General features: G+C 30.8%; 9 protein-coding genes. All 9 read right to left on the bottom strand.

Annotation, left to right across the window (positions count from 1 at the left end):
* Positions 1-100 precede the first annotated feature (100 nt).
* Positions 101-841, bottom strand: a complete 741-nt coding sequence (locus M3P09_RS12395; protein ID WP_249973376.1) for a YwaF family protein — start codon at positions 839-841, stop codon at positions 101-103.
* 58 nt (positions 842-899) lie between these two features.
* Positions 900-4,214: a VCBS repeat-containing protein gene (locus M3P09_RS12390; protein ID WP_249973374.1), complete on the bottom strand. Its 3,315-nt coding sequence runs from the start codon at positions 4,212-4,214 to the stop codon at positions 900-902.
* A gap of 183 nt (positions 4,215-4,397) precedes the next feature.
* Positions 4,398-5,948: a SusD/RagB family nutrient-binding outer membrane lipoprotein gene (locus M3P09_RS12385; RefSeq protein ID WP_249973373.1), complete on the bottom strand. Its 1,551-nt coding sequence runs from the start codon at positions 5,946-5,948 to the stop codon at positions 4,398-4,400.
* Between the two features lie 11 nt (positions 5,949-5,959).
* Positions 5,960-9,487, bottom strand: coding sequence for a SusC/RagA family TonB-linked outer membrane protein (locus M3P09_RS12380; RefSeq protein WP_249973371.1), 3,528 nt, complete (start codon positions 9,485-9,487; stop codon positions 5,960-5,962).
* Positions 9,488-9,577: 90 nt separating this feature from the next.
* Positions 9,578-10,789, bottom strand: a complete 1,212-nt coding sequence (locus tag M3P09_RS12375; RefSeq protein ID WP_249973369.1) for a FecR family protein — start codon at positions 10,787-10,789, stop codon at positions 9,578-9,580.
* Positions 10,790-10,906: 117 nt separating this feature from the next.
* Positions 10,907-11,515: an RNA polymerase sigma factor gene (locus M3P09_RS12370; RefSeq protein WP_099563693.1), complete on the bottom strand. Its 609-nt coding sequence runs from the start codon at positions 11,513-11,515 to the stop codon at positions 10,907-10,909.
* Positions 11,516-11,608: 93 nt separating this feature from the next.
* Entirely contained in the window at positions 11,609-12,487 is an 879-nt protein-coding gene (locus M3P09_RS12365; RefSeq protein WP_249973368.1) for a bifunctional 5,10-methylenetetrahydrofolate dehydrogenase/5,10-methenyltetrahydrofolate cyclohydrolase, read from the bottom strand.
* A gap of 44 nt (positions 12,488-12,531) precedes the next feature.
* Entirely contained in the window at positions 12,532-13,860 is a 1,329-nt protein-coding gene (gene ffh / locus M3P09_RS12360) for a signal recognition particle protein (RefSeq protein ID WP_249973367.1), read from the bottom strand.
* Between the two features lie 191 nt (positions 13,861-14,051).
* Entirely contained in the window at positions 14,052-15,812 is a 1,761-nt protein-coding gene (locus M3P09_RS12355) for a hypothetical protein (RefSeq protein WP_249973366.1), read from the bottom strand.
* Positions 15,813-15,844 lie beyond the last annotated feature (32 nt).

Below are 15,844 nucleotides of genomic sequence, written 5' to 3'. Positions count from 1 at the left end.
GACTAGTCTAGTCGTTTTATATTTCATGTGAGCTTTTGGTTAAGCAAGTTCTAGGGGTAGACATTTTTAAAATGAATTTAAATAAAACTCAGGTAAATTATTAATATTTAATAATTGAAGTCTTACTTTTTCTTTTAGCCAAATAAAAGGGTAAGTAAATCAATAAAAAATAAGGGATAATTATTATTTGCACCACAATTATATATAATGGCCATTCTCCAAAATAATCCAATATTGAGGCAGATTGTGGCTTTTTATTCAAATAGAAGTAATTGGCATTTAAAGCATAATTAATTATAACCATGAAAATCACGTATAACTGTAACGCAAAAAAAGATTTAAAAACACTTTTAAAAGTTGGTTTCATCTTAAAAACAATCGTTGCATAAAAAATAACGGTTAAAAGTCCCAAGTGTACAACCCAATATCTAAAATAATCGAAACTAGGAAACCCTTCTGGTATGTCTGGTGTTAAAACACCCTGCGTAGTCCCAGCAATAATCCAAAACAACAATACCTCGAACATCCAAAATTTCCTGTAATAAGTAAATACGGGAATTAACAATGCCATAAAACTACACAAATACAAAGGTAGATCTGTGGCAATATTATAGTTGCCTAAACTCATTTTATACAAATGGAATATAATAACAAAAAAAGATATTGAGCATCCTAATATATGTAACGCCTTATATTGTTGCTTTCTTCTTAACTTTAATTTGGAATACTTAATTAATAAAACACAAAATAAAATAGAAACAACTATTGGAAATATATGTTCTATACTGCCAATTGACACCCTTTTTGACAAAAAAATTGCACTGAAAAATGAAGAATTCATAGCGCAATTTAATATTTAAATTATATAACAAAGTGATATTTTGCTATTTTAAAAAATATCAATCATTTATTTTAATCACTTGTAATAATCCATTATTATTAGCAACTAAAACTAAACGCTCTTCATTATTTACTATTTTCACCTTCTTAGCATCATTTCTAACAAAAAACCCGCTTTCTCTACTAGCTACAGGAAGAAACCCTCCTTTCCCATCTCCTAACATTAAAAGCCCAGTTCCTGCATCATTTCTAGGTGTCTCAACTTCAGAGGCATACATGTTTTCTACAATTAACACATCTAAATTATCATCATTATTAAAGTCGTTTACTAAAATATCATTGACATTAGAAATTTGTGCTTGATAAGGTAAAGATGATATTTTAAAGCGGTTATTTCCTACATTCTCAATATAAGAAGAAGCAAAAGTTTTTGCTGTATAATGTAAAGCATTCTTTAAGTTTTCTTTTCCGTATACATCATCTATTTCTAAAGAAGCAAATAAATCATATTTCTTAATATTTTTTTTAAGATTGGGAATTTGTTGAGATGAACAAGAAAACCCTCTTAATGGGTAATGCTTATTATTTTCATAATAACCCAAAACTAAATCACCATTTCCATTTTTATCAAAGTCTGAATAGTATACATCAAAAGGTTCATCCTTTGAAGTTTTATACTTATAATTCAGTCCTAAATTACCTGCAACAAAATCAATATCTCCATCATTATCAAAATCTCCTTTTTCAATACTAAACCAAAGCCCAGTAGTGTTATCAAAATCATTCAAAAACACTCTGGTAAATTTACCTTCATCATTTTCAAAAACTGTAATAGGCATCCACTCTCCAACAATTAGTAAATCAGAATCTCCATCATTATCATAGTCTACCCAAACTGCATCGGTTATCATACCAATATTTTTTAGTTCTTTAGCCAAAGAATTGGTAACGTTTGTTAATTGTCCTTTTTCATTTTTAAGCAACATACTTGATGTTGGTAATGGATATTGATGTGGTAAATGCCTACCTCCTACAAAAAGGTCTATATCACCATCATTATCGTAATCATTAGCTTTTACTACAGAACCGCTAATTTTATCTAAGCCTTTTAATGGTTTTCTATAAAAATCGCCTTGACCATTATTTAAATATAACCGATCTTCATAATTTAAATCATTTGCTAAAAATTCATTCCCCCCACTTACAACATATAAATCCTTAAATCCATCTCCATTTATATCTACAAATAAAGCATCAATATCTTCATATGTTTTTTCCTTTTCCCATAAAACTGATGAGCCCTTTAAATACATTCCATCTTTATTTTGAATGTATAATGTTGCACTATAACCTGTCGATCCGCCTACAAAAACATCATCTAGCCCATCATTATTAACATCTGAAACTGCTAATGCTGGCCCAAATTCAGACATCTTATGTGGTAATAATACCTGATATCCATAATCATCAAAAACATTTTCTATATGCTGATGTTTTAACTTACTAGATGAAGTAATATCTGAAAACAAAATGTTTGTATTATCTATTAATTCTCCTTTACTATCAACACCCTCTTCCAAATATGTTTCTACTACTTTATTTGATGGTACATTTTTAAGAATCGTTCTTGTCCCATTTGCCCACTCTATAATAACTTCGTTAATAACGGATATTTTATTTATACCAAAATGAGCAATATGCTCACTAGTAGAATACATGCCTCTTACACTTGTTATTTCGATAAGTTGGCTTTCACTATCTCCATATTTGATAGTAACCTTAGTTCCAAAAATTGGCTGATTTTTTTTACTTTTTAATTTTACTCTTAAAAAGTTGTTCTGAGATTTATTCTTAAAAACAAAAGCTTGATCATTAATATTATTTATTACTAAATCTAAATCTCCATCATTATCCAAATCACCATAAGCAGAACCATTTGAAAAGCTTTTATTTTTTAGCCCCCAATAGTTAGAAACATCCTTGAATTCACTGTTTCCAATATTTTTAAAAGCTTTATTCTGCAATTTACTAGAAGGATAGATTTCTGATAATTCTTTATGAGATACTATATCCCATATCTCTACACCTTCTATATTAGTGTTTTCACTTAAATACTTTTGTATCTTTTCATGTATAAATAGTTTTATTTTAGTATCAGCATCTGTATTTCTAATATCTCTTAGCAGTCCATTAGTAACAATAATATCTTTAAGCCCATCATTATCAAAATCAGCGATCAATGGAGACCAACTCCAATCTGTGTTAGATACACCAGAAAATTTTGCAATATCACTAAATGTTGTGTTCCCGTTGTTAACTTGTAAAACATTGTTCATGTATTGATAATTCCACCCTTTATCAACAATCCTCCAAAACTTGTCTGGATTCATTCCACTCATATTCGCCTTTAACCTAAAATTGTCTTCAGCAACCATATCTACAACAAATACATCTAAAAAGTTATCATTGTTGATATCAGCAACATCTACTCCCATACTATAAAAAGAAGTATGCTTAAAAGCATCATTGGCAATGTTTTTAAAAGTTCCATTTCCTAAATTCAAATAAAATCTATCAGGAGCTTCAAAATCGTTAGCGACTACTAAATCTGGATATCCATCATTATTTAAATCTGAAACAGCAACTGCATTAGAAAAACCTGGATCTAAAATATTAGCTTCTTTTGAAACATCACAAAATACTCCATTTCTATTCTCATAAAGTCGTGGGGCGTATTTATTGTCTAAAAGGCGCCCGTCATCACTCAATGCTCTATATTTTGAATAAATTCCTGGGTTTGGGGGCTGGTGTAAAAGAAAAACATCTAAATCGTTATCTTTATCATAATCAAAAAAGGCCGCACCTCTAGTTCTTAAAGTATCGCCTAATCCAACTTTTTGAGCTTGTTCAACAAACTTGTTACCTCCTTGGTTTATGTATAGTTTATTTCTTCTCCAATCTGGCTTATCATCATACAATTCTTTAGTCACAAAAACATCTAATAAACCATCCTTATTTATATCTATCATGGAGACAGAAGAAGACCAACCTATGTCCAAATCTTCTATACCACTTTCTTTTGTTATGTCTTCAAAAACAAAATTTCCTTTATTTATATATAATTTGTCTTTGACTTGATTACCACAAAAATAAACATCTAAAAGACCATCATTATTTACATCGCCTAATCCAACTCCTGCACCAGCGTAAAAATTATCATAAATAAAAATATTATCCTCCTTAGTTTCAACAATTTTATTGTTAAACTTAATATTCGTTTGTTTTGAAAAAACTTGTTCAAAAATTGGTTTTTCTTGAGAATATGCAGAAAAAAATATTACTAAAAAACCTAACAAAAAATAACTCCTTTTCATCTATCTATATTATTTGCTACATACAAGATAATTGAATTTTACTAAATTGACAATGGCAAAAACTTATAAGTACATTTATTCAGTTTAATACTTTACCAAACTTATATATATATAAATTGAAAAGGAGCAAGAATTAATAATTCTTACTCCTCAATCAAAATTTAAGAACTAACTCAAACCAAACTAATTTTTATCCCATGATACTTTCGTATTAGGGGTATCTTGTGCTTTTACAGCGTTATAATTTTCTTCATTAACTACCTTATCATTATCTGCAATTGTAATTCTAACTGGAACAACAAGAGTTGTACCAGCTGCAATATTTACAGGTAATGTTGGAGCATCTAACCTTCTGTATGATGCGTAAGCTTCTCTAGGTTGGAAAAGCCCAAAATGGATCCATTTCTGTGTACCTAATTGCTCTTTTGTTCCATCATAAGTAGCTGTACTAGCATCTATAAAGGCTTGTACATCTGCTGTATCTGGCGCCACTGGACTTGCACTTGCATTTAATGCATTAATTTCATAGTAAAAATTAATCGATTCTGTAAGTGCAGCATCATAATAGTCTTTTGCTGTTCCAGAAATAAATCCTTCCATTACAGCTTCAGCTAATAAAAAATTCACCTCAGCTGCAGTAATTACAAAACCAGGCAACAATTCATTATTCCTCATTAAGTCCTCATTAATATAAGCATAGTTATCTCTATCTATGGTAAGGGTTCCTTGTGTATCAGGAGATGATGGTAAACCAATATAGTCTCCACCTGTATTAGGCACCCACATATAAGGTATTCTAGGGTCATTACTTCCATTCATAACATTTAACATATGCTCAGGAGCATATACTAAATTCGGGCTATCCTCAATGGCTCTACCAAAAAGGCCGCCACCGCCTCCAATAATGTTAAGACCATTAGGGGCCTCTGCATTAACTAAAATATTATCAGCATTAACAAGCGCTAAAGGAGCGTTGCTAGACATAATATCTTGTACTGTAGATGAAGCTAAAGCATTATCAAGATCAGAAATTCGCATCGCTGCTCTTAAACGTAAAGAGTTTGCAAATTTTCTCCATTTAGTAATATCTCCATCATTTAAAATATCCTGCTCTGCTAATTTATTATGAACTATTGAGCCATTCAATGAAAAGCTTGACAAATAGGTGTCAACTTCTTTTAAATCTGCTAATAAAGACGTATAAATATCTAATTGTGCATCATACTTAGGAAAGAACTCATTGTTTCCTTCTCTGGCCTTAAATGCTTCAGAATATGGGATATCACCATATAAATCTGTCATCTTCATGGTAGCATTTGCTCTTACCACTTTAATCAAATTCATATAAATATCATAATTTGATTTTTCTTCATCTGGCAGTAAACCGTATTGAATTTGCATTTCGGTAAGTTTAGGTGCAAAACCTACATAATAAGAAGACCAGCTATTATTAATAGCATTACCACTGGCTGTCATCATTTCTGAATCATTACCATCAACACCAGCAAGTTGAATCCAAGGCGATATAGTCCTCAATACTAAATAATAGCCTGAAGGGTTATATCCTATACGCATACCCGCTCCTTGTTCTGTAAGTGCTCTAGAAAATAAGTACTCTATTTTTGTTTCTGTAGACCCATCTGGATCTAAAAATAAGGCATCCAATTCTTTGGTACATGAACTAATAAGAATAGACACTCCTAATAATATTTTTAATATAAATGTTTTCTTCATAATCTTTTTTTTTATAAGCTAATTCTTAATGATAACCCAAGGCTTCTGCTTCCTGGTTGTGATCCTAAATCTACGGCTGATGCCTCACCTGCACTAGAACCTAAAACGGCTTCTGGGTCAATATTAGGTACATTTTTATAGATATAGAATAGATTTCTTCCTATTAATGCTAGCTCTAAATTATCTATACCTAATTTATCGGTTACGCTATTATTAAACTCATATTTTAAAGAAACCTCCCTTAGCTTAACATAACTATTATCGAAAAGACCTTCTTCGTGAAAACCGAAATTCCAATAATATGTATTTATATAATAATCGAATGCATCAATTAAAGTAGTATTTGGTTGTCCATCAGAAGTAACTCCATCTAAAATTACACCATCATGGTATACAGGACCATTTGGAGATGGTGAAGTATGTGAAGGTAATTGGATTAAATTACCACTTGTGTCTTTATAATATGGTAATCCTCCATTTCTTTCATCTCTATACTTAAGTGATTCTTCTAACTTTCCTGCATTTGTACCATAATAATTTGTAAAAGAAAATATGTCTCCTCCTACAACAAAATCGATATGAGCGTTAAGTGTGAAACCTTTATAAGTAAGTATATTAGTAAATCCTCCTATTAAATCTGGTGTAGAATTACCTACAGGTACTCTTTCTGAGTCATCTCTTACATATAAACCGTCACCATCTATAACTCTATTTCCATTATCATCTGTTTGGTAAGTATATGCTTCCCACTGTCCATAAGGCACACCTACTTTTGCAAGGTTTCGAATAGCTCCTCCTATATTACTTTGATTAAAAAGTTGATCAATCCCTTGAGCTAATTCTACTACTTCATTCTTGTTTTTTGCAAAATTTGCAATTGTTCTCCAACTAAAATTCTCTGTCTCTATTGGCAGAGCATTTATTTGAAGTTCAATACCTGAATTAGCAAGTTCTCCTGCATTTACTATTGTACTAGATGCCCCAGAAGATAATGGTATATCTAAAGGAATTATTTGATCTACCCTTCTTTCTTTATAATAAGTTAAATCAAACCCTAATCTATTATTAAGTGTTCTAGCTTCTATACCAAATTCTGTAACAAGCGAATTTTCGTTTACCAAATTTGTAGGTGGAACAGAATTACTAAAAGTATTAGTAACTGCACCGTTATAATTACCATAACTATATACTTTATTTGCTCTGTAAAAGTTACTTCCAGTATCGTTACCTGTATTAGCCCAAGATGCTCTAACTTTAGCATAATCTAACCAAGACCATTCTGATAATAAATCACTAAACACAAAACTTCCACTTACTGATGGGTAGAAAAACGATTGATTATTATGTGGTAAGGTAGATGACCAATCATTTCTTCCTGTAGCCTCTAAGAAAACCATATTCTTATAAGAAAAAGAAGCTACTCCAAAAAGTGCATCTACTCTTTTTGCATCTCTATTTCCATCACTTACTCTTTCTCTAGCAGAATTTTTTAAACTAAACCAATTAGGAACGATTAAACCACCATTAGTTCTAACATAACCATCAGAATGCTTTTGTTTAGAAATCGATCCTCCAGCAGTTAATGCTAAATTAATATCCTCATTAATGTCCTTATTATAGGTTGTTAATAATTCAAAATAGTCCAATTGTGTTTTACCAAAACCTTCACGGTATTGCCCACTATTAACAGGGTTTCTACTTGCTGTTTCGTTTTGAGAATTAGTATTTATAAGATCGGTTCCTACTCTTGCACGCACATTTACATTAGTAAATGGCTGATAATCTAAAGTAACATTCCCTACAAGCCTTCCTCTTTTATCTTCATCATTATTCTCATTAGCATTCCATAAAAAACTCATAAAATTTCTTACCATTCCTGGAGCGCTATTTCCACTTATTTGTCCGTTATAATATCCATCTTGTTTGTAGTTTTCTTTTAACAAATCAAGTTTCGTAGACCTTGGATACTCATAAGCATTAAGTCCAGATAATAATGGAGGTCTGTTTGTAGTGGTAATGTCGTAAAAGTTCCCAACGAAACTTACATCTAATTTATCATTTAACTTTATTTTAGAATTAAGGCTAAATACATTTCTTTTTTGCTTAACTCCAGGAAAAATCCCTTCATAACCTAAGTTGGTATAAGACAATCTATAGCTATAATCCTTAGTTGCTTTACTAATAGCTAAAGTATTTGTTATAGTATGACCTGTTTGGTAAATATCTTTAATATTATCAGGTTGCGGAGAATATGGTCGTAACTCGCCATCCCACCATCTAAGCATTTGTCCCTCCATTTTAGGTCCAAAACTTGGCCAAGTATTATGATAGATATTCTCGCCAGCTGCGTTTGTTCTAAAAACTTGAGAATCGAAACCTGAACCGTATTCGTTTTGATAATTTGGCAAATACGCAACTTTATCAAAAGTAGCATTAGATACAAACTCTACACCTAAACCTTTTTTATTTAAGTTCCCTGATTTAGTAGTAATTATTACAACTCCATTTGAAGCTTTTGAACCATATAAAGCAGAAGCTGCTCCTCCTTTTAATACAGATAAAGATTCAATATCTTCAGGGTTAATATCGGCTGCTCCATTACTAGAGTTGCTACCTCCCCATCTACTATAATTAGAATCTCCATGTTCGATTGGAATTCCATCTACAATAAATAACGGCTGATTAGTTGAACCTAGTGATCCAACTCCTCTAATTAAAACATTTACACCTGCTGTTACTCCTCCTGGATTAGATTTTATCTGAACTCCTGGCGCTTTTCCGTAAAGAGATGCTACAACATTTGGGCTTCCTACTTTAGTTAATTCTTCAGATGTTACCTCGGTTACAGCATATCCTAATGACTTTCTTTCACGAGAAATACCTAATGCAGTTACTATAACTTCATTTAAGCTTTCAGTATCTTCAAGCATAGTAACATTTATAGTATTATTATCTTCAACTGTAACAGTTACAGTTTCAATACCAACATAAGAAAATGTTAATTGATCTCCTTTTTCTGCATTGATTGAATAGTTTCCATCAAAATCTGATTGTGTTCCTGTTGAAGTACCTACTTTTATTATATTTACTCCAGCAAGAGGTATCCCTGCATCATCTTTTACCATTCCAGAAATGATGTTTTGCTGTGAGTTAATTGGAGTACTAAATAAAGTGTTTTTATTTAAAATAACTTGTCTTTCATTTATTGAATAGATAAGTTTATTATCATCTAACACTCTATCTAAAACCTTTTGAATAGATCTATTTTTAAATTGAATGTCGCCCCTAACTTTTTTTAATTCAGGTAAGATTTCATCGTTATAAATAAATACAAATTCGCTTTGTTTTTCAATCTCTTTAATCATATCGATTAAAGTAGCTTCTTTTAAATCAATTTTCAGTTTCGTGTTCTGCGAATATAAATCTGTAAAAGAATAAAATGAGAATAAGACTAAAAATAAGCTAAGACATTTCATCACTAGTAGAGCTTTCTTCCTATAATTCATGAGAGAATTATGGAAAACCTGTTTTTTTTTCATAAATTTGATCGGTTTATTAATTAAACAATATCTGTTGGTTTAACAGATTTTTATTAGCCAGAGAGTGTTGGCGCATTCTCTGGTTTTTTTTTATTTTATCATATATTTTCTATTATTTATTTTTTCAAAATTAAGCTCTGCAGTAGCTTCTAAATTCTCAAGCGTTCTTTTTAAATTATCATTTAAATCCAATTTCCCACTTATACTAGTACTATACAGCTTATTGGTAGATTCGTCAAATGTTAATTCTATATTATAAAAACGTTCTAGTTTTTTAATAACATTTGCCATTGGTTCGCTTTCAAAATATAAAAGCCCTTGAGTCCATAAAGTATAATTATCTGTATTTACATCTTTTACTTTTATGCTTTCAGCATCTTTATTCCATGCTGCCAATTGGCCTGGTTTTAAAACTGTTTTATTGTCGTTTAATATATTCTCTTCAACAACATTAACTTTTCCTTCAGTTAAAACCGTTAAAACCTCTTTATCAGACGGGTAGGCTGATACATTAAATTTAGTTCCTAAAACTTCTACCAATAATTCTTCAACAATGGTTTTTACTATAAATGGCTTTTCTTTATTTGATGTTACTTCAAAAAAAGCTTCACCAGATAAAAACACAGTTCTTTTGTCTCCTATAAATTTTTCCGGAAACACAAATTGTGTGCCTGCATTCAGGTGCACAATTGTTCCATCAGAAAGTGTAATTTTACTATGCCTTCCGTAAGGAATTATTAAAGTATTTAAAGACTCTTTTTCACTATTTGAATAAGCAATATTTTTATTTATAGTATCACTTTCATTTAAAATTATATTACCTAAATCATTATACTCAATTGTAGATTTTGCTTCTTTAATTAAAAGCTGCTCGCCTGATGCTAAATTTAACTGCGTACTTGTTATGGAATCGAGAGCTGTTAAATTTATATCACTAAATGGTAGTTTTTTATTTTGAACGAAATTCTTATTAATAAAAATACTAGCTGTAATAATTACAATAAATATAGCGGCATATTTGTAATATCTTTTTATGAATCCTGGTAATGTTTTTACTTTACTTGTTTTAGCGCTATTAGTTTTACTTAAAATTTGCTCAAGTACTTCTTGCTTTTCCTCATTAGAAATAATAGCATCATTAGTCTTTAAACCAAGCAATATCTTTTTTAAAGCATATACTATTTCTTTTTCTTCTGGATTGCTTTTTATGTAAGATTCCCAAAAAGTGTTACTTTCTGGTGTTGGATCGAAAACCCAATCTATAAAACACTTGTCTTCTAAATACCTTGAATAAGGCTCCATACTTTCTTTGTTTAATATATAGTGGAAAGAAAAAGTTATTTGTGGACACTTTATTTATATTATTTTCAAAAAAATAAATAATATTTTAAAAATCAATCTATTAGCATCTAAAAAAACTCAACTATTTACTGAAGAATAAAGTATAAGAACTTTAATAACATCTTTGAAAATGTCATTTCCTCTTAGTTTTTTTATAGCTCTATACACTTGTTTTCGGACTGAATTATGATCTATATCTATTATTTCTGAAATTTCTTTATAAGAAAAATTCTTTGTAAATCTTAGATATAATATTTCTTGTTGCTTAGGAGTTAATTCTTTAATTATTTGATGAACAAGTTTCTTTTTATAGATTTCATCTTCTTTATCTATAGTTCTAGATTCAACATTATACTCTGTAATAAAGGATAAATTTTCAAATTCAGATAAGCTTTCTTTTTTACTTTCTTTCTTAAGCTTTCTGAACATGGTTCTTTTTAATACGATAAACAAATAATGCTTAACGCTTCTTGGTGTAGAAAGTTTTTTTCTATGCTCAAAAACATCTAAAAAAACATCTTGAACACAGTCTTTAACAAAATCCTTGTCTGGATATAACTTCATTCCATAAGAAAACAAAGCTTCTATGTTAAAGTTGTAAATAGCCGTAAAAGCTCCTTTATCTCCATCAACAAATTTAGCCCAAAAGTCTTCTTCTACTATTATTTTTTCTTCTGTGAGAGTCATCAATTAAAAACAAATATAACGCAATGTTAAATTTTTATTAATTTAATGATAAGTTTTTTTAAAATAAAAACGTAACTAGATAAAAAAGCTTGATTAAATTATATGCTTTTCTCTAGCCAAAAGTGTGTTTTTAAGTAGCATAGCAATTGTCATTGGGCCAACACCCCCAGGGACTGGAGTAATATAACTTGCTTTTTTACTAACGCTTTCAAAATGTACATCGCCAGCTAATCTATATCCATTTTTCTTTGTAGCATCAGGAACTCGAGTAATTCCAACATCAATAATCACAACATCTTCTTTAACCATATCTCCAGTTAAAAATTCCGAAATCCCAATAGCTGCAACTATAATATCTGCCTTTTTTGTGATTTCTAATAAGTTTTTTGATCGGCTATGAACCACTGTAACTGTGGCATCACCTGCTTTTCTTTTCTGACTCATTAGTATACTCATAGGTCGGCCAACAATATGGCTTCGTCCCATCACAACAACATTTTTACCTGAAGTTTCAACCTGATAACGTTCTAATAATTCTAATATTCCGTAGGGTGTTGCTGGCAAAAAAGTTGGTAAACCTAAAGCCATTTTTCCAACGTTTGTTGGGTGAAACCCGTCAACATCTTTATTAGGGTTCACTGCCATTAAAACTTTTTGTTCGTCAATTTGTTTTGGCAAAGGCAATTGTACAATAAACCCATCTATATTATCATCAGAATTTAATTCATTAATTTTTTTTAGTAAGTCTTCTTCTGAAGTGTATTCAGGTAACTCAACAAGTGTAGAATTAAAACCAATAAGTTTACAAGCTTTTACTTTAGCATTAACATAAGTCATACTAGCCCCATCAGACCCAACTAAAATTGCAGCTAGGTGTGGCACTCGTTCTCCTTTTGAGGCCATAGACTTTACATGATTCGCAATTTCTTCTTTAATGTCGTTACTTGTCTTTTTTCCGTCTAAAATTGTCATGGTACTTATTATAAGTATTATTATAAATAAAAAAACATGAGTGGTTACCTCATGTTTTTCATAGCTTGCATCATTTTTTTACCGCCTCCGCCTTGCATCATCTTCATCATCTTACTCATTTGGTTGAATTGCTTTAATAACTGGTTTACTTGCTGAACCGAAGTTCCTGAACCTTTACCAATTCTCTTTTTTCTACTCGCATTGATAACAGAAGGGTTACTTCGCTCTTTTGGTGTCATTGAATGAATAATAGCTTCAATACCTTTAAAAGCATCATCATCAATATCAACATCTTTCATCATTTTTCCAGCACCCGGAATCATTCCAACAAGGTCTTTCATATTCCCCATTTTCTTAATTTGCTGAATCTGCTTTAAGAAATCATCAAATCCAAACTGATTTTTTGCTATTTTCTTTTGAAGTTTTCTAGCTTCAGCTTCGTCAAACTGTTCTTGCGCTCTTTCAACTAAAGATACAACATCTCCCATTCCAAGAATACGATCTGCCATACGAGATGGATAAAATACATCTATCGCTTCCATCTTTTCTCCTGTACCAATAAATTTAATAGGTTTATTAACTACAGACTTAATTGAAATGGCTGCTCCACCTCGGGTATCACCATCTAATTTTGTTAGAATAACGCCATCAAAATTTAAAACATCATTAAAGGCTTTTGCTGTATTTACAGCATCTTGTCCTGTCATAGAATCTACAACAAATAACGTTTCTTGAGGCTGAATAGCTTTATGAATATTCGAAATTTCGGTCATCATTACCTCATCAACAGCTAAACGACCAGCAGTATCTATAATCACTACGTTAAATCCGTTAGCTTTTGCATGAGCTATACCTGCTTTAGAAATTGCAACAGGATCATTATTACCTCTATCACTAAAAACCTCAACACCAATTTGCTCTCCTACAACATGTAATTGGTCTATTGCAGCCGGACGATAAACATCACAAGCTACTAATAGTGGTTTTTTAGTTTTTTTATTTTTAAGATAATTAGCAAGCTTACCAGAAAACGTTGTTTTACCAGAACCTTGTAAACCTGACATTAAAATAACACTTGGCGTACCAGAAAGATTAATACCCTCAGCATCGCCTCCCATAAGTTCGGTAAGCTCATCTTTAACAATCTTAACCATAAGTTGCCCTGGCTGAAGCGTTGTTAATACATTTTGTCCTAAAGCTTTTTCTTTAACTCTATTGGTAAACTCTTTAGCTATTTTAAAGTTAACATCGGCATCAAGTAATGCACGTCGTACTTCTTTTAAAGTTTCGGCTACATTTACTTCAGTAATACTTCCATGCCCTTTAAGAACGTGTAGAGCTTTATCTAATTTATCGCTTAAATTATTAAACATAATTTTTGTTGAAATTTTAAGAAATGCAAATTTAATGATTTGAAGCGTATTATAGAAGTAACATTCTATAAAAAAGAGAAGAAAAAAAAGGCTGTCAAATTTTAATTTGACAGCCTATATAAAAGGAAACTTACTTAATAATTAACCTAACCAACCGAAAAAGTTGTGTTTCCTTTTTACCAAAAACATAATTATTCTTTTTTCTCAAGGACTAATATGCGTTCTATTTCTCCTGTTGAGCTTAAATCTTTTAACTCTATTCTATTTGGAGTAATCTCTTTAATTTTCCATCTGTGGTTTAAAACATCAAACGGTGCTTCAATACCATAATGCATTCCTAAATGCAAGCCTTCATATCTATAAGCTAACCAGTTACCATCAATAATTCCGTTATTAGGATCGGTAACCTTTATATAACCACTTTCTAAGAAATCGATAGTATACATAAAGAACTCTTCTGTTTTGTCAACGTCACCATCTTTATATAAAGCTACTTCCCATTCTCCAGTTACAAGTACATCACCTATATAATTTATATCATCATCACCATCTGGACAATGTCTTTTTAATATCATTTTATTTTCATTACTACCTAACGATTCAAGCTTAATTATTCCTGGCTCTAAGAAAGTAACCAACCACTCTAACTGTAAATCTGGTCTGCCATCTAAGTTAATCTGTAAAACAAATCCATCATTATATGCAAGAATATCATAAGTACCTTGTACAAACTCTCCGTTTACACGAATTTTTACTACATTGTTTTCAAAGAATTTTAATGGTGTTCCTATATAGTCTTTTTCGTTATCATTACCTTCAACATGCAATCTAGCAACTCTCCATAAACATTCTTGTAAATAGTTTTCAATTCTTTCTTTTGTAATATCAATAACTACATCACAATTTTTCTTCATGATAATTCGGTTACCTCCTTCTTCGTATAGTTTTATTTTACCATACTCAATATCATATACAACCCATTCTAAAGTAAAGTCTGCTAAGGTTTCAAATTCTAGTTTTAAAAGTGCGCCTCTATCAGTTACTCGAGTACTCCAAGTACCTGTTAATATATCGCCATTTCTAGCACGCATTTTTACAACACCATCTTCCTTAAAGTTTAAAGCATACTCTTTATACTCGGCAGTGTTATCTTGATTGTTTCTTTTAAACTCATACACTACCCATGGGCAAACTTGTAAATATTCATCTAAACGCTCTTTTGTAAAGTCATCATCTCCATAATCATTATCATCATCTTCATCACAAGCATCTTTAGCTTCGTTAATTGTGCTTTCTAACTCTTCGTTATTATTAACAACTACTTCTGTTCCATCGGCTAAAACCATGGTTACTGGGAAATTAAGACTTGCAAAAACCTCCTTATTAATAATACGTTTAATAAACTTGTGCAATTCTCTATCATTTTCAATTTCTATGACATCAATAACCTGAAAGTTAGCATCGTATACTGAAAAAGAAATAGGGTATTTAAAATCGATACATTCTATATCGTCATCATCTTCATTTTCGCCTTTACATTCTTTAACAAATTCTTTTAATTCGTCAGCATTGTTAATTACAATATCATCATGATTTTCTGTAATTATTGTAATAGGGAAAATGATTTCTAAACGATCTTCATCTTCTTCAAATTCATTAAAAATTGCTTCAATAACTTTATAGTCTTCTTCTGAATCTATAATAATTTCCAACCCGTTAACTACAACTGTAACTGGTAATTCGATAGATAAACAACTAGCATTGTCTATAATATTATCTTTTGAACCATCCATAGTAGACGCAGAGCTCATTAAAGTAGCCAACATTGAATCGGCAGCAATTGCTTCTGTTTCATTAGGATCTGTAATTTCTACAACTTCTTCCTGACAAGACGTAAACATTAAAAGGGCAAAAAAAGGTAATAGTAATAATTTACTGATTTTAGTTTTCATGATATTAAAATTTGGGTTAAACATAGCTTTTT

This window comes from Jejuia spongiicola (assembly GCF_023502325.1).
GTDB lineage: Bacteria > Bacteroidota > Bacteroidia > Flavobacteriales > Flavobacteriaceae > Wocania_A > Wocania_A spongiicola.
Note: the sequence above shows the minus strand (reverse complement) of the source record. Positions and strands in the feature narration are given on the sequence as shown.

What these genes read in the sequence shown, in the direction of transcription:
- M3P09_RS12395 (WP_249973376.1), bottom strand. Translation starts at nt 841, where the DNA reads ATGAATTCTTCATTTTTCAGTGCAATTTTTTTGTCAAAAAGGGTGTCA.
- M3P09_RS12390 (WP_249973374.1), bottom strand. Translation starts at nt 4,214, where the DNA reads ATGAAAAGGAGTTATTTTTTGTTAGGTTTTTTAGTAATATTTTTTTCT.
- M3P09_RS12385 (WP_249973373.1), bottom strand. Translation starts at nt 5,948, where the DNA reads ATGAAGAAAACATTTATATTAAAAATATTATTAGGAGTGTCTATTCTT.
- M3P09_RS12380 (WP_249973371.1), bottom strand. Translation starts at nt 9,487, where the DNA reads ATGAAAAAAAAACAGGTTTTCCATAATTCTCTCATGAATTATAGGAAG.
- M3P09_RS12375 (WP_249973369.1), bottom strand. Translation starts at nt 10,789, where the DNA reads ATGGAGCCTTATTCAAGGTATTTAGAAGACAAGTGTTTTATAGATTGG.
- M3P09_RS12370 (WP_099563693.1), bottom strand. Translation starts at nt 11,515, where the DNA reads ATGACTCTCACAGAAGAAAAAATAATAGTAGAAGAAGACTTTTGGGCT.
- M3P09_RS12365 (WP_249973368.1), bottom strand. Translation starts at nt 12,487, where the DNA reads ATGACAATTTTAGACGGAAAAAAGACAAGTAACGACATTAAAGAAGAA.
- ffh (WP_249973367.1), bottom strand. Translation starts at nt 13,860, where the DNA reads ATGTTTAATAATTTAAGCGATAAATTAGATAAAGCTCTACACGTTCTT.
- M3P09_RS12355 (WP_249973366.1), bottom strand. Translation starts at nt 15,812, where the DNA reads ATGAAAACTAAAATCAGTAAATTATTACTATTACCTTTTTTTGCCCTT.